This is a genomic window from Alloalcanivorax xenomutans (genome assembly GCF_032810065.1).
In the GTDB taxonomy this organism is placed as follows: Bacteria; Pseudomonadota; Gammaproteobacteria; order Pseudomonadales; family Alcanivoracaceae; genus Alloalcanivorax; species Alloalcanivorax xenomutans.
On the sequence record NZ_CP136538.1, the window covers coordinates 394,970 to 412,936 of the forward strand.

Sequence of the window (17,967 nt, forward strand, 5' to 3'; positions counted from 1 at the left end):
AGAATGGTTCTATTAGCACAACTCCGTAAGCATCTGGTCACGGCCGCCGCCGCGGTGGCGGTGGCGACCAGCGTTGTTTTGCCCTCCCTGGCCTCCGCCGACGATGTCATCAAATGGAAGGTTCAGTCCCACTGGCCTGGTGCCAGCAGCTCCTACAAGGACAGTCTGGAACGCATCAAGCGGGTGCTTGAAGAACGCACCGATGGCCGTCTGCAACTGCAATTGTTTGAGTCCGGCGCCCTGTTTAAGCCCAACGAGACCTTCAACGCGGTCAGCCGTGGCATCATTCAAATGGGTACCATCTCCCCGGGTTACGCCCAGGACAAGCTGAGCCTGGGCGGCATTGCCTCCGGTCTGCCCTTCGCCTTCCACAACGTGTGGGAAGCGGTGTACTTCCACAAAAACATGGGGTTCGAGGACAAGCTGCGGGCGGAAGCCGCCAAGTACGGCGTGTACTACTCCACCGACAAGATCTACCCCACTGAAATGGTGATCAAGAAGCCGGTGGAAAGCTGGGACGACTTCACCAAGCTGAAGATCCGCTCTTCCGGCGCGTTGCAGAAATTCCTCACCGAAGCCGGTGCCGCTGGCTCCTATATCCCCGGCGGTGAGCTGTATCAGGCGCTGTCCACCGGCGTGGTCGACGGTGCTCACTGGGGCGCCTCCCAGGGTGCGAAGAGCATGGGCCTGTATGAAGTAGCCAAGTACCACGTCAAACCGGCTCTGAACATCGCCGGCACCGACGTCTTCATCGTCAGCCAGAAAGCCCTGGACAAACTGCCGGACGGCATGGCCAAAATCGTCAAGGATGCGTTGGAAGAACAGTTCTGGCTGCGCACCAACGAGTATCTGTACCAGGAGCGGGTTTCCCTGGCCACGGCAATGCGTGACGAAGGCGTGCAGATCAACACGCTGCCCGACGACGTACAAAAGCGCCTGACCGCCACCGCCCAGAAGACTTGGGATAAAGAAGCCGAGCGCAGCCCCGAGGCGAAAGCCATCGTGGAAGAACTGCGTGGCTTCCTGAAGGACCTCGGTTACCTGTAACGGATGACCGTCAGGATGATGAGGGCGCCCATCGTGGCGCCCTTTTCTCGTTCCCGCCCTTCACTCGACCTATTGGAGGAATCCCATGTCCGCGGTTCGAGCGTTTATTAATGGGATCACCTGGCTGAACGACCATGTCGGCCGCTGGGTTTCCTATCTGGTGTTCGCGATGTTCGCGTTCCTGATACTGGAGGTGTTCCTCCGCTACGTGTTCGGTGCGCCCACCGTATGGACCAACGAGCTGACGCAGATGCTCTTCGGGATCTACGGCGTGCTCGCCGGCGGTTATGTCATGGCGCATAAAGGCCACGTCAACGTGGACCTGTTCCATTCCGCGTTGCCGGTACGGGTGCGCGCCGGCCTGGATGTGATCACCTCCGCGGTGTTCTTTATTTTCGTCGGGGCACTGCTGTATTTCGGCAGCTCCATGGCATTGGAATCGATCGAGGGTCTGGAAACCTCCTATTCCGCCTGGAACCCGCCGATCTGGCCGATCAAGGCCTGTATCCCGCTGGGGGCCTTGTTGCTGCTGTTGCAGGGTCTGGCCAAGTTGCTGCAGGACCTGGGCGTGGCCTTCAATCTGATCGATCCGTCGGAGATCAAGACTCTGGGTGACGAGGAGGAAGACCACCTATGAGTATCGAAATGCTCACCTTGCTGTTCTTCGGCACCCTGCTGCTTTTCGTTTTTCTGGGTGTGCCGCTGACGTTCGTACTGGGCGGTGTCTCGGTAGTGTTCCTGTATTTCACCTGGGGAGCCGACGCTTTCTATATGGTCGCCTCGCAGATCTGGGGCACGATGGAAAGTTCCACCCTGGTGGCGATCCCGCTGTTCGTGTTCATGGCCATGGTGCTGGAACGCACCGGGGTGGCCAAGGATCTCTATCATATGATGCACCTGTGGTGGGGCGGCCTGCGCGGCGGTCTGGCCATCGGCACTCTTGGTATCTGCGCGCTGTTCGCGGCCATGTGCGGTATCAGCGGTGCCGCGGTGGTGGCCATGGGCACCATTGCCTTGCCATCGATGCTGGAACGCGGCTACGACAAGAAACTGGCGCTGGGGGTCATCAACACCGGCGGCGGTTGGGGGATTCTGATCCCGCCCAGCATCCTGATGATCCTCTACTCGCTGATCACCGGCGTTTCGGTGGGCCAGATGTTTGCCGCCGGGGTGTTGCCGGGCGTGTTGTTGATGGTGCTGACGGTGCTGTACATCGTCGTGCGGTGCGCCTTCCAGCCGAATCTGGCGCCGGCCTTGCCCAAGGAAGAACGGGGCAACATGGCGGAGAAGATGCGCGCGCTGCGGGCGGTGATCCTGCCGATTCTGATCGTGGTGATGGTGCTGGGCTCCATCATCAAGGGTATCACCACCCCCACCGAAGCGGCCGCCGTTGGTGTGCTCGGCTCCCTGCTTTCCGCCATCGTCTATCGCAAGCTGACCTGGGGTTTGATGCGTGAAGCGTCCCTGCGTACCTTCAAGCTCACCGGCATGATCATGTGGATTCTGTTTGCCGCTCACGCCTTCAGCGCCGCTTATCAGAGCATGGGTGCCCAGGCCTTGATCGAAGGTCTGATGACGTCTATCCCCGGTGGCCCCTGGGCGATCATTATTTCCATGATGGTGATTGTGTTCCTGCTGGCGATGGTGCTGGACCCGGTGGGCATCATGCTGATCACGCTGCCGGTGTTCATGCCGATCGTGCAGAGCCTGGGCTTTGATCCAATCTGGTTCGGCATTCTGTTCGTGATCAACATGGAAATCGGCTATATGACTCCGCCGTTCGGTTTCAACCTCTTCTATCTGAAAGGGGTGGCGCCGCCGGATGTGAGCATGCGTGACATCTACTCCTCGGTGATTCCGTTCGTGCTCGTGGAGATCGTTGGTCTGGCGCTGATCATGATCTTCCCGGAAATCGCCACTTACCTGCCCAAAGCCCTGTTCTGACGGCGGCTCCCGACTGGCTCCCGGCCCCGTCCGATGACGGAATGCCGGGGGCTTGTCGAATTATCCTCTTCCCGATCGACTCTCTGGTGACGTTAACCCACAAGGAGAGTCACCCGTGAACGTAAATCCCTATCTTTTCTTCCAAGGACAGTGCGAGGAGGCATTGCGCTTCTACGCCGACCTGCTGGGCGGCGAGATCCTGGCACTGCTGCCGTACGGCCCAGAGGGCTGTCAGGATATGCCCGGGGCGAAGCAGGACTGGATCATGCACGGCTGTGTGAAACTGGACGGCACCGTGCTGATGGGCTCGGACAGCCCTCCGGACCGGTATCAGGCGCCCATCGGGTTGTCAGTATCGCTGGAGGTGAACGATCCGGGGCAGGCCGAGAAAATCTTCGAGGCGCTGTGCAGCGGCGGCAGTGTGACCATGCCCATGGAGGAGACGTTCTGGGCGTTGCGCTTCGGCATGGCCACGGATCGCTTCGGCATCCCCTGGATGGTGAATTGCCCCAACCCGGAGGCCGGCTGCCCGGAATAAAGGCGGCCGGCGGCCCTTGCTCAGTCCCGGCCTTCGCTCTCCTTCCAGCGCGCCATCAGCGTGTTGGAAGGCAGTGATTCATCCAGCAGCTTGCGGGCCGTCTCCACGCCGGCCACCGGCAGGCCTTCCGGGTCCAGCAGGCCGATCTGCACCAGCACACTGGCCTGGTCCCAATAGATGTGTTCGTGGCACAGCTTGTCACCACGGAAGCGCACCACGCCGAGCATGGGAATTTCCACTTTCCTGCCGGTGGCGGCCACGCCGGGCAGCAGCCAGTCGATTTCCCGGTCGTGGGTGAAGCTGAGCACGAACTCGTCGACGATCTGGCAGGCGCCGATGGTGCGGGAGATCGGTGTCAGCATCATGTCCTCGGGATTACCGTGGACGAAGTGGTGCTGGTAGAAGCGGCTCAGCTGTTGATAACCGACGCCGCCGGTCATGGTGGGAATGTGGTTCACATAGGGTTCGGACACCATGGTGGCCATGGTCGCCGGGACATCGCGCGCCTCGAATTCGTAGCGCACGTGCTCTTCCCACAGGGCGGACAAATCGTATTCGGGGCCGATCTCCCTTTTCAGGGCGGTGATGGTGCGTTCATGCGCCATCTGCGCGGAGGGTTTGTGATAGTGGTCGCCCTTGGGCCGGGCAAAGGCATGATCCACTCCGGGATAGACGAAGGTTTCCAGGCGTGACACGGTGCCGCCCAGGGTGGTGATGATGCGGTTGCGGGCCGCGTCGTCGCAGAAGCCGTCCAACTCGGCGAAATGCAGCACCAGCCGCCCCCGGATCGACCCGGCCTCTTGCAGATGGTTCTCGATACCGACTCCGTAGTAGCCGACGCTGCACGCCACATCGGTGCGGCAGGCGGTCAGATAGGCCAGCTTGCCGCCCAGGCAATAGCCGACGAAGCCCAAACCGTCTCCGCTCACCTCCGGCCGTTGCCGCAGGGCATCCAGCGTGGCGGCGATGTCGTCGATGGCCAGATCCAGATCAATGGTCTGAAACAGTTCGAAAGCGCGACCGAAATCCTGTTCGGTGTAGCCCAGTTCGATACCGGGTTCGATGCGCCAGAACAAATCCGGAACCAGGGTGACATAGCCTTCCTCGGCGTAATACTCCGCCAGCTCGCGCATGGTGCCGTTGACACCGAAAATCTCCTGACCCAGCACCAGCCCGGGCCCCTTGCCCCCTTCCGGTACGGCCAGATAGGCGCGGAAATGGCCGCCGTCGCGGGCTTCGATATCAATGAACTGTCCCATGCTATGCTCCCTGTCGGGCCGGCCTGTCCGACCCCTTTGATGATGCTAGGGCCTGTTCACCCTATTTTCATCCCGTCTGCTGGATACCCTGTTTGCCTCCAGCCAGGCGGAGGGCGCGCGGTTTGGTTATTCCAAATGAGCAACCGACAACGACGCGGGAGGTAAAAAGGGTTCCAGCCCTTCGGGTTGCGGCTAAAACGTCGCCACTCCGCGTTACTCGTCGTTCATTTGGAATGACCAAACTTCTCTCCTCGTGCCTGGATTGGTGGCGTTTTAGCCGCAACAGGCGGGATGAAAATAGGGTGAACAGGCCCATGAACGTTACGAAATTCCGAATAGTATGAAACCGCAATCCACATAAGGAGAACAAGCCATGGGGTTCATCGATTCCCGCGCCAACATTCACGACAGCGCCTACGTTCACGAATCCGCTTACCTGTATGGCGACATCACCATCGCCGAAGGGGCATCGGTGTGGATCAACGCGGCGGCGCGGGCGGAAGCCTATGACATCCACATCGGCCGTTACAGCAACATTCAGGATTTCGTCATGATTCACATTGGCAGCGGCTGTGGTACCCGGGTGGGTGAGTACTGTTCCATTACCCACCATGTGACGCTGCATGGCTGCACCATTGGTGATAACTGTCTGATCGGTATCAACAGCACCATCATGGACGGTTGCGTGATCGGCGATAACTGCATCATTGCCGGCCATACCTTCCTCAAGGAAGGCACCGTGATTCCCGATAATTCGATTGTCATGGGCTCTCCCGGTGAAGTGCGCCGCCAGCGTGATAATCGCATCGCCAATCGGGTCAACGCCCTGGCCTATCACCACAATGCCCGCGCTTATGCCAAGGGCGACCATCGCGCCTGGGAGGACATGGCGTTATTCCAGAGATTGGCCCGGGAAGTGGCGGAAGACGCACGGTAACCGGAAATGAAGCTGGTGCTGTTGCCGGGCATGGATGGAACCGGTCTGCTTTTTCGCGACGTACTGGCGCATCTGACCTCGTTGGAATGCGAGGTGATTCCGCTGCCGCACGCCGGGCCGCAGGATATCGACCGCCTTGCCCGGCATGTCGCCTCGCGGCTGCCCCAAAGCGACTATGTAATGCTGGCGGAGTCCTTTTCCGGGAAGATCGCGGAAACCCTCCTGTTGCGGGGGGATCCCAATCTCAAGGCGGTTATTTTCGTGGCGTCTTTTCTTTCCAGGCCCGGCTGGCTGCTCCCCAGGCTGGCGGCTGCCTTGCCGATCAAAGCACTGCTGGCGTTACCCGCTTCGTCGTTGGCGATCCGCTGGTTCCTGATGGGGCGGCAGGCGTCCGATGAAACGATTACGCGGTTCCGGCAGGCGGTAAGGCCGGTACCGCGAAAGGTGCTTGGGCAAAGGCTCGGGCAGATAGCGGGCATGCGCTTTGAAAGGCACCGGTTCACGGTGCCGGCGCTGTACCTTCGGCCTCGAAATGATGTTCTGGTAAGCGACGTGACGGCGCAGTTCAGGGCATCCTTTGCAAATCTGGACGTTGTCGAAATCGGCGGACCTCACTTTATTCTTCAGGCGAGGCCGGAGCGGTGCGCGGACATAATCATGGACGCCGTAAGAGCGTGGTTCCCGGCTTGCGGTTAGCGAGGAAAGAACAACGTGAAGCGGGCGCCGCCGAGCGGTGAGTCGTCCAGGGTCAGGGTCGCCGAGTAACTGTCGAGAATGTCCTTGACCACCGCCAGGCCCAGCCCTTGCCCGGGATGGCGGGTATCCAGCCGCTCGCCCCGTCGCAGGATACGTTCGCGCTGGTCCTCGGCGACGCCGGGGCCGTCGTCTTCCACCACCAGGATGTCGCCGTCGCTGAGCCGCCGGGCGCTGACGCGTACCCGGCTGAGACAGAGGCGATAGCCGTTTTCCAGAAGATTGCCGAGGACTTCCAGCAAGGCGCCTTGCTCCAGGGGCAGAGTGAAGTGATCGGGAAGGGTTCGTTCCAGAGTGACCTGTTTGCCGTGGTGCACCTTGTCCAGCGCGGTTTCCAGGGTATCCAGTAATGGCGCCAGCACCACCTGATGACGAATCAGACCGCTGCGGCGCAGCGAGGCCCGCTGCAGCTGAAAACCGATCTGTTGATTCATGCGCTCGATCTGATTGCCCATGATTTCCACCTGCTCCCGGTTTTGCTGACGGGAGGACAGCGTTTCGCCCACCGCCTGGAGCAGGCTCAGTGGTGTTTTCAGGCCGTGGGCCAGATCCGCCAGGGAATCCCGGTAGCGCTCCCGTTGCAGCCGTTCGCTGTCGAGCAAGCGGTTCAGTGAACGGGTCAGACGCAGCAGTTCCCGGGGGTGGTCCTCGCTGAGCCGCTCCCGTTCGCCGCTTTCCACCTGGTCCAATTCCTCTTTCATACCGCGCAGAGTACGGAAACCCCAGGTCAGGCCCAGCCACAGCAACACCAGCAATACCAGCAGGCCACCGCCGAGCCAGACGTAAAGCTGCTTGCGCAAGCCGGACAGCATGGCGTCGTAGTCCCGGGACGGTTGCACGGTGACGATACTGTAAGCGGCATCCTCGCCCCGCAGCAGATCGATTTCCATATCGTAGACGAACAGCTTGACGCCGTTGGCGTCACGAACGCGGTGCAACTCCCGGTTCTTGTCGCCATCATAGCGGGGCAGATAATCGATGTTCAGATCGTGGGTGGAGGCGGAGCGCCAAAGCAGATGGCCGTCGCGGTCGTAGATAAAGCCAAACAGCTTGTTGTCGAGGAGGGTGAATTCCTCGTCGGGTAAATGATCCGGCATGTGCAAGCGGCCATCTTCCACCCGGGCGGCGGAAATAAGGGTGCTGACGTCCGCGGCCAGGCGCTGTTCGATGGTGTCTTCCAGTGCCAGGCTGAACGCCTGCTGCAGAGCCTGTTGCAGAGCGATGATGAACAGCACCGCCAGGGTGGCGGCGCCGAGCATCAATCGCAGGCGCAGCGACCGTTTCACCGGCAACGCTCGATGAACAGGTACCCCTGGCCGCGCACCGTTTCGATCGGGCGGAAGTCTCCGGACTGGTCCAGCTTGCGGCGCAGGCGCCCGACCAGCACTTCGATCACATTGGGGTCACGGTCCTGATCGTCGGGGTATAACTGTTCCATCAGCCGGTCCTTGCTGACCACTTGTTGATGATGGCGCATCAGATACTCGAGGATACGGTATTCGTAGGCGGTCAGCGCCAGGCTGTGTTCGCCGACACGAGCCTGGCGCCGATTCAGATCCAGCACCAACGGGCCGGCCTCGATGGTCGATTGCACGAACCCGGAAGCGCGGCGCAACAATGCGTTCAGACGTGCTTCCAGCTCCTCGAACTGGAAGGGTTTGACCACGTAATCGTCGGCGCCGGCGGCCAGCCCTTCCACCTTGTCCTGCCAGTTGCCGCGGGCGGTAAGAATCAGAATGGGGAAATTCCAGCCCTGATGGCGAATCTCGCGAATCAGGTCCAGACCACCCATGCCGGGCAATCCGAGATCGACGATGGCCAGGTCATGATGGTATTCCCTGGCCCGGTACAGCGCCTCTTCGGCGTCGGCCACCGCATCCACCACGTGACCCTGCTCGCCCAGACGGCTGTACAGATGGTGGCGCAGTAACGCCTCGTCTTCCACCACCAGCAGTTTCATGGGGCCTCCGATAATGCCTCGCCGGCGCGGGGCCGGCGAGAGGGGGTACTGGGCGGCACGGCAGCGAGCGGTGCCGCCCTTCAGGGGGCATTGCCCCGGTGTTCGATGTCGATCAGAACCGATAGTTTACGCCGACATAGAACTGTTCGCTGCTGTGCAGATCGGCACGACCGGCATTGCCCACGCCGCGTTCCTTCAGTTGCACGTCGGCGCTGGTGCGCAGGTAGCGGTAGCCGCCTTCCAGCGCCACGTTGTAGCCGAGATTCTGAATAATACCGGCCTGCACACCGCCGGCCAGGCCCACGTCACGATCCCGGTGGAAACCACGGCTTTCCTGTTCCAGGCTGACCAGACCGGCGCTTACGCCGCCGAACAGCTGGGTGCCGTGGTCGCCCACTGGCAGCAGGGCGTCATAGCTGCCCAACAGGTTCTGCTGACGCAGTTTGTACTGGTGCCGGGTATCGGAGGCATAGTCATAGGTGACGTAGAAGCGGGCGTTATCTTCGACGGTGCCCAGACGCACGCCCCAGGTGCCGCTGTTTTTGATGGCGCCGTCCAGGTCAGGATCATTCAACTGCGCGTTCAGTGAGTGGGATTTCTGCATGTTGTTACTGGTTTCACCCCAGGTGACACCGCCGAAATGGTCGGCGGCCTGAGCCAGACCGATAGCACCGACCAGTGTGCTGCCCAATACCAGTTTCCCGAATGTTTTCATGGCTTTGATCCTTTGTTGCTGACACTGTTTAACGATGAAGTCAGCATAAAGAGGTCATCCTGAACCGAGCCTGTCGCCTTCCTGAACGGAACTTGAACGGAAGTCAGAAAGTGCGGTGAATACCGTGCGCGCGAACCGGCCGGCACGGCGACGGGAATCACGGGGAGCGGATCTCCTGTGAGGGAGGGAGCAACCATGAAGTTTATTTTCGAAGTGAGAATGAAGCCGGGTTATACGGTGGCGGAGTACGCCGAGGCGTGGATCGAGGCCAGTGAAATTATCCAGCAGGCTCCCGGAGCCCGCGGCACCTACTTGCACCGCAAGATCGGTGAGCCGGACACCTTGCTGGCCATTGCCCATTGGGAATCCAAGGCCCACCGGGACGCCAAGGATGACCGGCGCAGCGAGATCGTGCGCGGTATCCTGGAAAAACACGCCCGTACCTGTGAGATCACCGTGATCGGTGAGTTCGAGGAGCCGGAGTGGCAGGTGCTGCCGCCCCGGCGGGATTAGGGCCTGTTCAGCCCTGGTTCAGAAGGGTATCGCCAAACTCATCACGGAGCTTGTTCTTAAGCACCTTGCCGGTGGCATTACGGGGCAGTTGTTCCACGAACACCACCGCATCGGGGATCTGCCAGGAGGCCACCTTGCCTTCGAAGCCGGCCAGGATGTCCTGCTCCGAGGGGTTCTGGCCTTCCGCCTTGACCGCGATCAGCAAGGGGCGCTCATCCCATTTGGCGTGGCGGGCGGCGATCACCGCGGCGTCGGCCAGTTCGTCCATGCCCATGGCCAGGTTCTCCAGTTCCACCGAACTGATCCACTCGCCGCCGGATTTGATCACGTCCTTGGAGCGGTCCTTGATGGTGAGAATACCGTTACCGTCGAGGGTGGCGATGTCCCCGGTGGGGAACCAGCCATCGCGGTGCGGCGCCGGGGTGTCGACGTTGAAATAGGCATCAATGACCCAGTGTCCCTGAGCGTACAGATTGCCCTGGGCCTCGCCGTCGTTGGGCAGGTCGTTGCCGTCGTCGTCCATGATTTTCAACGCCACGCCGAATGGCGGACGGCCCTGCTTGGCGCGCACCGCGGCCTGCTCGTCCGCCGACAGGCTCAGGTGCTTGTGCAGCAGAGTGCTGACCGAGCCGATCGGGCTCATCTCGGTCATGCCCCAGGCGTGCAGGGTGTCGACGTCGTAGTCGTCGCGGAACGTGGCGATCATCGAAGGCGGGCAGGCGGAGCCGCCGATCACGGTGCGGTTCAGACTGGGGACTTTCTCGCCGCTCTTCTTCAGTGAGCCGATCAGGCCCTGCCACAGGGTCGGCACACCGGCGGCCAGGGTCACCTGATGCTCGTTGATCAGGTTTTTCAGGCTGTCGCCATCCAGGTTCGGCCCGGGCAGCACCAGTTTGGCGCCGACCATGGCGGCGGCATAGGGGATTCCCCAGGCGTTCACATGGAACATCGGAACCACCGGCATGATGCAGTCCCGCCCGCTGAGTCCCAGGCTGTCGGGCATCACCACGGCGTAGGAATGCAGCACCGTGGAGCGGTGCGAATAGAGCGCGCCTTTGGGGTTGCCGGTGGTGCCGGAGGTATAGCACAGGCTGGAAGCGGTGTTCTCATCGAACTCCGGCCAGCGGAAATTCCGCTCGCCCCGGGCCACCAGGTCGTCATAGCCGATGATGCCGGGAACCTGCTTTTCCGCTTCCTCGTCCACCGGCCCCATCAACACGATATGTTTCAGGTGATCCAGCTTGTCGCGGATGGCGGCGATCAGCGGCAGGAAGGTCTTGTCGATGAACAGGACCTTGTCCTCGGCGTGATTGAAGATATACACCAGCTGCTCAGGGAACAGCCGGGGATTGATGGTATGGCAGACCAGGCCGGCGCCGGAGACACCAAAATAGACTTCCAGGTGGCGATAGTTATTCCAGGCCAGGGTGGCGGCCCGGTCGCAATGGTCCAGTCCCAGTTGCAGCAGCGCGGAAGCCAACTGACGTGAACGTTGTTCCACTTCGCCCCAGGTGGTGCGGTGCACGCCGCCAGTGGTCTCCACCGAGACGATCTCGGCGTCGCCATGGTAACGGGCGGCATGGGTGATCTGGCTGCTGATCAGCAGCGGCTGTTGCATCATTTGGCCAAGCATTGTTGTTCTCCCGGAGCTGGCTTGTTGTTTTTACGGTTGGTTGGTTCTTCGACAATGGGTTGCGTCGGGGCGCAGGCATTTAGGCGCGATTTGGCCCTTTATTTGAATAAGCCGGGTTGACCTTTCGTGGCGATAGGCAAAACCAGCCATCCGCCGCTTTACCTTAAGCACGGTTGAGGTCCTAGCCTTGGCCCCTCGATACCTTGATGCCCTATCAGACCAAGAGGAAGGAGTGGACGCAATGACCAATCGGGTGGATCTCAATGCCTATCTGGAGCGAATCGACTATCGCGGCCCGCGCACGCCGGGGCTGTCGCTGCTGGCGGAGCTGCAACGGCGGCACATCGCCACCATCCCCTTCGAGAACTTGTCACCGTTTCTCGGTCTGGAGGTGGAGTTGTCCCCGCGGGGGCTGGAGCGCAAGCTGATTGACCAGAAACGGGGCGGTTATTGTTACGAGCACAACCTGCTGTTCAAGAACATCCTCGAACAGTTGGGGTTTCAGGTCAGCGGTCTGGGGGCGCGAGTACTGTGGGAGCAGCCCTACACGGCGCGGCCGGCGGTGTCCCATATGCTGCTGCGGGTCACCCTGGACGAGGTGGATTATCTGGTGGACACCGGATTCGGCGCCCTGACCCCCACCGCGCCTCTGCGCCTGGACCGTGTAGGACCGCAGGAGACCGCCCACGAGCCCTATCGCGTGCTGCACCTGAATGATCATTTCCTGCTCGAGGCCTACGCGGGGAATGGCTGGAAAACCCTGTACCGGTTCGATTTGCGAGAGCTGTGGCAGGCGGACTACGAAATGGCCAGCTGGTATCTGTCGCACCACCCGCAATCCCATTTCGTCACCAACCTGGTGGCCTGCCGGGCGGATGCGGACGGCCGCCGGAACCTGAATAACCAGCGCCTGTCGATCTACCCGCCAGGGGGAGAGCGTCAGCGGCGGACGCTGAGCAGCGTGGCGGAAGTGCTGGCGGTACTGGAGCAGGAAATCGGTTTGCGGCTCCCGGATCACCCGGCTTTGGAGCGGCGGGTGGCGGACTTGCTGGCGGCCGGGGCGGGCTGATGTCTCGCCGGCGACTATCCGTGCTTGAGGCCTTGGCTTCCCTTGGTTAGTGTTGCCGGTTTCCCCCAAGGATCGCCCCGAGAGTAGAACGTTATGTGGATCAAGAATCTGACGGTGTTTAGTGCCAAGGACCCTTTTACCTGGCCGGTGTCGGAGCTGGAGGCCCAGCTGGAGAACGCCCGTTGTCAACCCTGCGGTAGCCAGTCCCCGAGCAGCGAGGGCTTCGTGCCGCCGCTGAAGGGTGAGGAACGGATGGTGTTCGCGGTGGAAGGGTTCGTCTACTGCGTGCACCAGGAAATCACCCGTTTGCTGCCCGGCCCGGTGATCAAGGAGGAACTGGACGAACGGGTGGAGCAGATCCAGGAGCGTGATGATCGTCGCGTGGGCCGCAAGGAGCGGGCGGAACTCAAGGAACAGATTACCTTTGAGCTGCTGCCGAGGGCGTTCACCCGCTCCCGCCGCACCGGCGTGTTGATCGATCTGGAGCGCGGCCGGATTCTGGTGGACAGTTCCTCCTCCACCCGTGCCGAGCAGGTGGTGTCGGCGCTGCGTGAGGCGCTGGGATCGCTGCCGGTGACCCATGCCGGTGGCGAAAGCGCGCCGACCACCGCGTTCGCGGGCTGGTTACGGGACCACCGGCAATTGCCGGAGGACTTTGGGCTTGGTGACCGCTGCGAGCTGAAGGATGTGAAAGGCGAGGGGGCCAGCGTGCGTTTCACCGCGGTGGATCTGGGCCGCGAGGAGATCCTGGCTCATCTGGACACCGACATGGTGCCGGTGCGGGTGAACCTGTCCTGGAATGATCAACTGGAGTTCGATCTGACCGACGGCCTGGACCTGAAACGCATCAAGGCGCTGGATCAGTTCCAGGAGAATCTGGACGGCATGGAGGCGGACGATGCGGTGGCGGAGCTGATGGCACGCATCAGTTTGCAGGGTAATGCCTTGCGCAATTTGCTGGACGGCATCTACCAATACTTTCAGGTAAAAGCCGACGCGGCCTGATACGGCGCCCGCAATGGCCCGAGCGGACCTGTGATTACCCGCGTGGGGTCACAACAATGGAACGCCTTGAACCAGGGCGACGGCACCCATGCCGTCGCCCTCGGGGACTTCTTCTTACGGGTGGGTGCCATGCAACGTATAGAGATTAACCGGAGCTTTCCGTTTCCGGTGGAGAAACTGTTCGACTTCCTCAGTGATCACGAAAACCTGGAGCTGATTTTCGCGCCGGCCAGAATCCGGCGGATCAAGGATGGCGAGGACACTCCCAACGGTGTCGGTTCCGTGCGCCGTATGCGTATCCTGCTGGCGCCGCCGTTCGAGGAAACCGTGACCGAAGTGGTGCCCAATGAGCGGATCGCCTACCGCATCAGCAAGGGCAGCCCGCTGAAGAACCACCAGGGTGTGATGAGTTTCTCCGCGCAACCGGACGGCGGCAGCCGCCTGCATTACGTGATCACTTTCCAGGGCAAATTGCCGCTGGTGGGGCCGCTTATCAAGGCCGGGCTGCAACGCGGCATCGAGCGCGGTCTGAGCCGGCTGCGGCTTTAATCAGGGTTGCAGCTGCCGTACCGGCCGCACCTCCACGCAACCCACCCGCGCCGCGGGAATCCGTGCCGCGAGCTGGATCGCTTGATTCAGGTCGCGGGCGTCGATCAGGTAGAACCCCGCCAGTTGCTCCTTGGTTTCAGCGAAGGGGCCGTCGGTCACCGAGGTGGTGCCTTGATGCATGCGCACGGTGACCGCGGTATTGACCGGTTCCAGGGCTTCGGCGGCCACCAACTGGCCGCTGGCCTCCACGGTCTCGCAGTACGCCTCGCATTCAGCGTCTTCCGGGCTTTCCGGCAGGCCGTGCAGTTTTTCTTCCTCGCAGTAGACCAGGCACAGGTATTTCATCGATTGATCCTCAACAGGGCGTTATAACGAAGATGGGGGGGCAGAGGACAGTTCCGCCACCCGTTTTTCCAACAAGCGCCGCTCCGCTCCCTGGCGGCTCAGTGTCAGAGCCTCCTGGTAGACCCGCAGCGCATCCTGGTGGCGGCCCAGCCGCCGCAGCAGATCGGCGCGGGCGGCCCGGGCTGGCAGATAGCCGTCCAGTTGACCATCGGCGAGCAGCTCATCCACCAGTTTCAGGCCGGCTTCCCAGCCATCCCGCATGGCCACCGCCACCGCCCGGTTCAATTCGATCACCGGTGACGGGCTGGTGCGCAACAAAACGTCGTAGAGGCCGACGATCTGCGGCCAGTCGGTCTGGTCGGCGCTGGCGGCTTCGCCGTGCACCGCGGCGATGGCGGCCTGCAATGTATAGGCACCGAACCGGCCTTCGCCCAGAGCGTGCTCCACCAGGGCGGTGCCCTGTTGAATCAGCTCCTGGTCCCACAATGATCGGTCCTGGTCTTCCAGCAAGATCAGATCGCCCTGATGATCCAGGCGCGCCGGGCGCCGGGCCTCGATCAACAGCATCAGCGCCAGCAGGCCACGGGCTTCGGATTCGGGCAGCAATTCCACCAGCAAGGCGCCGAGCCGGATGGCCTCGCGGGACAGATCCGGACGCGTCAGGTTCTCGCCGGAAGAGGCGAAATACCCCTCATTAAAGACCAGATAAATCACCTGCAGTACGGAGTCGAGCCGTTCGTTGAGCTCCTGCCGTTCCGGCACTTGATAGGGAATGCCGGCCTGGCGGATCTTGTTCTTGGCGCGCACGATGCGTTGCGCCATGGTCGGCGTGGCCACCAGATAGGCGCTAGCGATTTCCTCGGTGGTGAGGTCGCACACTTCCCGCAGGGTCAGCGCCACCCGGGCGTCGGCGGGCAGCGCCGGGTGGCAGCAGGTGAAGATCAGCCGCAGGCGGTCATCTTCCAGCTCTTCTTCCTCGCCGGGCGGCGGCACGTCCTTTTCCAGGCGCCGGGCGATCTCCTCCTGGGAGGCGTCGAAGCGGGCCCGTCGGCGCAGGGTGTCGATGGCCTTGAAGCGGCCGGTGGAGACCAGCCAGGCCCGGGGTTGCTCGGGAATACCGTCCCGTGGCCATTGCTCCATGGCGGCGATGAAGGCGTCCTGCAGAGCCTCCTCGGCCAAGTCGAAATCGCCCAGCAGACGGATGAGCGTGGCCAGCACCCGGCGGGACTCCGCCTGATACAGAGAGGCCACCTGACGTTGCAGCGCCGGTGAGGCGGGGCTGTCCATGCGTCGCTCCTGGGCTTGCCGGGGCTTTGGGGTGGTCTTCATGCTAACAACAACCGCCGATCGCATCATGGGGTTTCCTCCGCTGTCGTGACCGGCCGCACCTCCACCGCGCCAAGCCGGCAGGCGGGCAGATGGGCTGCCAGGGCCAGGGCTTCATCCAAATGGGCCGCCTCCAGCACCAGCCAGCCGGCCAGCTGCACCGGGCCTTCCGTGGCCGGCCCCGGTTCGATCTGCCGCCGTTCATTACGGTATCGCAGGGTGGTGGCGGTAAGTGTGGAGGCCACCGTGCCGCTGGCGTGCAGTCTTTGATGCTGGCGCAATTGCTGGCGTAACGCCCGGGCGCTGTCATGCAACGCCCGCCGCTCATCCGCCGGCAGGCGTTCCAGTGCGTCTTCGTTCACGTAAATCAGACACAGGTACTTCATCGGCGCTCCCGTTTCCCGCCCGGCTGTCCTTGAGTAATCGTCCGGGGAAAGCAGAATTCGACAGCGATCAAACCACCAGTGGTATCCCACAATCGCCGTGACGTTAAGTCCCAAGCCTGTCGCGGGCCTTGGAAACATAGATCCGGAGGCCGCTCCAACGCCGCTGTGGGAGCTTGCCTGCAAGCGAATAGTGGGGGGCCGGAAGCCTATTCGCTTGAAGGCAATCTCCCACAAATGCTGTTGCGGCCCGGAAGGCCTTCGTGCCCCGATGGAAAGGTTTCCGCGGCGAACCTTTCCCTTCGATGGTGACAGCGCGCGTCAGTGTGCTATTGTTGGCCTCTGTTATGTTTACGGCGTAAACAATAAAGCGCGAAGATAATTCCTGACGATAAAATCCAACGAGAGGAACTGGCCGTGATAGAAAAAACCATCGCCGAATGGCATAAGCTGGTGGAGGCTAGGGATGCCGCCGGGCTGGATGCGATTCTGGCCGACAACGTGGTATTCCATTCGCCGGTGGTGCATACCCCCCAGGAAGGCAAGGCGATCACCTCCCTGTACCTGACCGCCGCTCTGCGTACCCTGAATAATGAGCACTTCCGTTATGAACGGGAGATTCTTGACGGTAATAACGCGGTGCTGGAATTCACCACCAATCTGGAAGGGATCCACATCAATGGCATCGACATGATCCACTGCGATGATCAGGGCCGTATCGATGACTTCAAGGTGATGGTCCGCCCATTGAAGGCGGTGAACAAGATCCACCAGATGATGGCGGCGATGCTGGAGAAGCTGAAATAGGATAGAAGCGTCTGACGCCGGAAGGCCGGCGTCAGAGCCTGATGCGGGGTTTAGTCGAACAGAATCACCTGGCGGATCGCTTCGCCATCGGCCAGACGGTCGAAGCCTTCATTGATGTCTTCCAGTTTCAACCGATGGGTGAGCAGCTTGTCCACCGGCAGACGGCCGGCCAGGTATAGGGCCACGTACTCGGGAATATCCAGGGCCGGCACATGGCCGCCCAAATAAGAGCCCAGCAGACTGCGCTCTTCCGCCACCAACTGCACCGGGCTCACCGCCATGCGAGTGCTGGGGTGCGGCAAGCCGGCGGTCACCGTTTTGCCGCCCTTGCCGGTGGCGGCGAAAGCGAACTCAAGCGCCGGGCCGACCCCGGCGAACTCCGCGGCGATGTCCACGCCGCCGCCGCTGATCGCCTTGACCTGTTCCACCGCGTCCTCGTCTCTGGAATTCACCACATGAGTGGCGCCCAGGGACTTGGCCATGTCCAGTTTGTCCTGGGCGATATCGGCGGCGATGATCTGACGGGCGCCGCCGGCCACCGCTCCCAGTACCGCTGACAACCCGACACCGCCGAGGCCCACCACCAGCACGGACTGGCCGGCGCGCAGACCGGCGGTGTGCACCACCGCACCGACCCCGGTGAGCACGGCGCAGCCGAAGACGGCGGCGATATCGAACGGCAGGTCCTTATTGACCTTCACCGCGGAGCGCCGTGAGGTCACCGCGTACTCGGCGAAGCCGGATACGCCCAGGTGGTGATTCACGGTGTGCTCGTTCTGGTGCAGGCGCATGCCGCCGCCGAGCAGGGTGCCTTCGTTGTTGGCGGCGGCGCCCGGCGCGCACAGAGCGGCACGGCCATCGAGGCAATAATCGCAGGTGCCGCAGCTGGGGACGAAGGAGAACACCACATGATCGCCGACCTCCAGATCGGTGACGCCATCACCCACTTCCATCACTTCGCCGGCGGCTTCGTGACCCAGGGCCATGGGCAGAGGGCGCGGACGGTTGCCGTCGATCACTGACAGATCCGAGTGGCACAGGCCGGCGGCGCGTACCCGCACCAGAATCTCGCCGTGTCCGGGGGCATCCAGTTCCAGCTCTTCGATCTTCAGCGGCTGGGATGTTTTGTAGGGGCGCTGGGCGCCCATTTCGCGCAATACCGCGGCACGTGTTTTCATCGCTCT

General features: G+C 61.9%; 20 protein-coding genes. 11 read left to right on the forward strand and 9 right to left on the reverse strand.

Annotated features, from left to right (window positions below; genetic code table 11):
* Positions 1 to 3: 3 nt before the first annotated feature.
* The 4 genes from dctP (at position 4) to RYH70_RS01995 (ending at position 3,529) form a co-directional block, all read left to right on the forward strand.
* Entirely contained in the window at positions 4 to 1,047 is a 1,044-nt protein-coding gene (dctP, locus tag RYH70_RS01980; protein ID WP_063142171.1) for a TRAP transporter substrate-binding protein DctP, read from the forward strand.
* 85 nt (positions 1,048 to 1,132) lie between these two features.
* Positions 1,133 to 1,684: a TRAP transporter small permease subunit gene (locus RYH70_RS01985; RefSeq protein WP_022996928.1), complete on the forward strand. Its 552-nt coding sequence runs from the start codon at positions 1,133 to 1,135 to the stop codon at positions 1,682 to 1,684.
* Positions 1,681 to 2,991: a TRAP transporter large permease gene (locus tag RYH70_RS01990; RefSeq protein ID WP_063142172.1), complete on the forward strand. Its 1,311-nt coding sequence runs from the start codon at positions 1,681 to 1,683 to the stop codon at positions 2,989 to 2,991. The genes RYH70_RS01985 and RYH70_RS01990 overlap by 4 nt, the downstream gene beginning before the upstream one ends.
* A gap of 115 nt (positions 2,992 to 3,106) precedes the next feature.
* Positions 3,107 to 3,529, forward strand: a complete 423-nt coding sequence (locus RYH70_RS01995) for a VOC family protein (RefSeq protein WP_063142174.1) — start codon at positions 3,107 to 3,109, stop codon at positions 3,527 to 3,529.
* A 20-nt stretch (positions 3,530 to 3,549) separates the two neighbouring features.
* On the opposite strand, the gene RYH70_RS02000 is transcribed toward RYH70_RS01995, so the two are convergent.
* Positions 3,550 to 4,788, reverse strand: coding sequence for a dienelactone hydrolase family protein (locus RYH70_RS02000; protein ID WP_317009716.1), 1,239 nt, complete (start codon positions 4,786 to 4,788; stop codon positions 3,550 to 3,552).
* A gap of 373 nt (positions 4,789 to 5,161) precedes the next feature.
* On the opposite strand from RYH70_RS02000, the gene RYH70_RS02005 reads away from it, so the two are divergent.
* Both RYH70_RS02005 and RYH70_RS02010 read left to right on the forward strand, forming a co-directional pair.
* Positions 5,162 to 5,725 (forward strand): gamma carbonic anhydrase family protein, encoded by a 564-nt coding sequence (locus RYH70_RS02005; protein ID WP_022996924.1) that lies wholly within the window; start codon positions 5,162 to 5,164, stop codon positions 5,723 to 5,725.
* 6 nt (positions 5,726 to 5,731) lie between these two features.
* Complete coding sequence (locus tag RYH70_RS02010) at positions 5,732 to 6,421, forward strand: alpha/beta fold hydrolase (protein ID WP_317009717.1); 690 nt, start codon at positions 5,732 to 5,734, stop codon at positions 6,419 to 6,421.
* Here the strand turns inward: RYH70_RS02010 and RYH70_RS02015 are convergent.
* The 3 genes from RYH70_RS02015 to RYH70_RS02025 form a co-directional block, all read right to left on the reverse strand.
* Complete coding sequence (locus tag RYH70_RS02015) at positions 6,418 to 7,764, reverse strand: ATP-binding protein (protein WP_317009718.1); 1,347 nt, start codon at positions 7,762 to 7,764, stop codon at positions 6,418 to 6,420. The genes RYH70_RS02010 and RYH70_RS02015 overlap by 4 nt on opposite strands.
* Positions 7,761 to 8,438 (reverse strand): response regulator, encoded by a 678-nt coding sequence (locus RYH70_RS02020; protein ID WP_022996921.1) that lies wholly within the window; start codon positions 8,436 to 8,438, stop codon positions 7,761 to 7,763. The genes RYH70_RS02015 and RYH70_RS02020 overlap by 4 nt, the downstream gene beginning before the upstream one ends.
* A gap of 112 nt (positions 8,439 to 8,550) precedes the next feature.
* Positions 8,551 to 9,153: an outer membrane beta-barrel protein gene (locus RYH70_RS02025; protein ID WP_022996920.1), complete on the reverse strand. Its 603-nt coding sequence runs from the start codon at positions 9,151 to 9,153 to the stop codon at positions 8,551 to 8,553.
* A gap of 195 nt (positions 9,154 to 9,348) precedes the next feature.
* On the opposite strand from RYH70_RS02025, the gene RYH70_RS02030 reads away from it, so the two are divergent.
* Entirely contained in the window at positions 9,349 to 9,666 is a 318-nt protein-coding gene (locus tag RYH70_RS02030) for an antibiotic biosynthesis monooxygenase family protein (RefSeq protein WP_022996919.1), read from the forward strand.
* Between the two features lie 7 nt (positions 9,667 to 9,673).
* Here the strand turns inward: RYH70_RS02030 and RYH70_RS02035 are convergent, their stop codons facing one another.
* On the reverse strand, positions 9,674 to 11,299 hold the full coding sequence (locus RYH70_RS02035; protein ID WP_022996918.1) for a long-chain-fatty-acid--CoA ligase: 1,626 nt from the start codon (positions 11,297 to 11,299) through the stop codon (positions 9,674 to 9,676).
* Between the two features lie 241 nt (positions 11,300 to 11,540).
* On the opposite strand from RYH70_RS02035, the gene RYH70_RS02040 reads away from it, so the two are divergent.
* The 3 genes from RYH70_RS02040 (at position 11,541) to RYH70_RS02050 (ending at position 13,922) form a co-directional block, all read left to right on the forward strand.
* Complete coding sequence (locus tag RYH70_RS02040) at positions 11,541 to 12,368, forward strand: arylamine N-acetyltransferase family protein (protein ID WP_022996917.1); 828 nt, start codon at positions 11,541 to 11,543, stop codon at positions 12,366 to 12,368.
* A gap of 93 nt (positions 12,369 to 12,461) precedes the next feature.
* Positions 12,462 to 13,373, forward strand: a complete 912-nt coding sequence (locus tag RYH70_RS02045; RefSeq protein WP_026948423.1) for a recombination-associated protein RdgC — start codon at positions 12,462 to 12,464, stop codon at positions 13,371 to 13,373.
* A gap of 42 nt (positions 13,374 to 13,415) precedes the next feature.
* Positions 13,416 to 13,922, forward strand: a complete 507-nt coding sequence (locus RYH70_RS02050; RefSeq protein WP_233917793.1) for an SRPBCC family protein — start codon at positions 13,416 to 13,418, stop codon at positions 13,920 to 13,922.
* Here the strand turns inward: RYH70_RS02050 and RYH70_RS02055 are convergent, their stop codons facing one another.
* The 3 genes from RYH70_RS02055 to RYH70_RS02065 all read right to left on the reverse strand — a co-directional run bounded on the left by RYH70_RS02055 (position 13,923) and on the right by RYH70_RS02065 (position 15,979).
* A complete protein-coding gene (locus tag RYH70_RS02055; RefSeq protein WP_022996914.1) occupies positions 13,923 to 14,267 on the reverse strand; it encodes a YciI family protein in 345 nt (114 codons plus the stop codon).
* Positions 14,268 to 14,288: 21 nt separating this feature from the next.
* Entirely contained in the window at positions 14,289 to 15,554 is a 1,266-nt protein-coding gene (locus RYH70_RS02060; protein ID WP_284455150.1) for an RNA polymerase sigma factor, read from the reverse strand.
* A gap of 65 nt (positions 15,555 to 15,619) precedes the next feature.
* Complete coding sequence (locus tag RYH70_RS02065; RefSeq protein ID WP_022996912.1) at positions 15,620 to 15,979, reverse strand: YciI family protein; 360 nt, start codon at positions 15,977 to 15,979, stop codon at positions 15,620 to 15,622.
* A gap of 414 nt (positions 15,980 to 16,393) precedes the next feature.
* On the opposite strand from RYH70_RS02065, the gene RYH70_RS02070 reads away from it, so the two are divergent.
* Positions 16,394 to 16,783, forward strand: a complete 390-nt coding sequence (locus tag RYH70_RS02070) for a nuclear transport factor 2 family protein (protein WP_022996911.1) — start codon at positions 16,394 to 16,396, stop codon at positions 16,781 to 16,783.
* Between the two features lie 50 nt (positions 16,784 to 16,833).
* On the opposite strand, the gene RYH70_RS02075 is transcribed toward RYH70_RS02070, so the two are convergent.
* Entirely contained in the window at positions 16,834 to 17,961 is a 1,128-nt protein-coding gene (locus tag RYH70_RS02075; protein ID WP_022996910.1) for a zinc-dependent alcohol dehydrogenase family protein, read from the reverse strand.
* Between the last annotated feature and the right edge of the window lie 6 nt (positions 17,962 to 17,967).

What these genes read in the sequence shown, in the direction of transcription:
- dctP (WP_063142171.1), top strand. Translation starts at nt 4, where the DNA reads ATGGTTCTATTAGCACAACTCCGTAAGCATCTGGTCACGGCCGCCGCC.
- RYH70_RS02060 (WP_284455150.1), bottom strand. Translation starts at nt 15,554, where the DNA reads ATGGACAGCCCCGCCTCACCGGCGCTGCAACGTCAGGTGGCCTCTCTG.
- RYH70_RS02065 (WP_022996912.1), bottom strand. Translation starts at nt 15,979, where the DNA reads ATGAAGTACCTGTGTCTGATTTACGTGAACGAAGACGCACTGGAACGC.
- RYH70_RS02035 (WP_022996918.1), bottom strand. Translation starts at nt 11,299, where the DNA reads ATGCTTGGCCAAATGATGCAACAGCCGCTGCTGATCAGCAGCCAGATC.
- RYH70_RS02075 (WP_022996910.1), bottom strand. Translation starts at nt 17,961, where the DNA reads ATGAAAACACGTGCCGCGGTATTGCGCGAAATGGGCGCCCAGCGCCCC.
- RYH70_RS02045 (WP_026948423.1), top strand. Translation starts at nt 12,462, where the DNA reads ATGTGGATCAAGAATCTGACGGTGTTTAGTGCCAAGGACCCTTTTACC.
- RYH70_RS02025 (WP_022996920.1), bottom strand. Translation starts at nt 9,153, where the DNA reads ATGAAAACATTCGGGAAACTGGTATTGGGCAGCACACTGGTCGGTGCT.
- RYH70_RS02005 (WP_022996924.1), top strand. Translation starts at nt 5,162, where the DNA reads ATGGGGTTCATCGATTCCCGCGCCAACATTCACGACAGCGCCTACGTT.
- RYH70_RS02020 (WP_022996921.1), bottom strand. Translation starts at nt 8,438, where the DNA reads ATGAAACTGCTGGTGGTGGAAGACGAGGCGTTACTGCGCCACCATCTG.
- RYH70_RS02040 (WP_022996917.1), top strand. Translation starts at nt 11,541, where the DNA reads ATGACCAATCGGGTGGATCTCAATGCCTATCTGGAGCGAATCGACTAT.
- RYH70_RS01985 (WP_022996928.1), top strand. Translation starts at nt 1,133, where the DNA reads ATGTCCGCGGTTCGAGCGTTTATTAATGGGATCACCTGGCTGAACGAC.
- RYH70_RS02010 (WP_317009717.1), top strand. Translation starts at nt 5,732, where the DNA reads ATGAAGCTGGTGCTGTTGCCGGGCATGGATGGAACCGGTCTGCTTTTT.
- RYH70_RS02055 (WP_022996914.1), bottom strand. Translation starts at nt 14,267, where the DNA reads ATGAAATACCTGTGCCTGGTCTACTGCGAGGAAGAAAAACTGCACGGC.
- RYH70_RS02000 (WP_317009716.1), bottom strand. Translation starts at nt 4,788, where the DNA reads ATGGGACAGTTCATTGATATCGAAGCCCGCGACGGCGGCCATTTCCGC.
- RYH70_RS02030 (WP_022996919.1), top strand. Translation starts at nt 9,349, where the DNA reads ATGAAGTTTATTTTCGAAGTGAGAATGAAGCCGGGTTATACGGTGGCG.
- RYH70_RS01990 (WP_063142172.1), top strand. Translation starts at nt 1,681, where the DNA reads ATGAGTATCGAAATGCTCACCTTGCTGTTCTTCGGCACCCTGCTGCTT.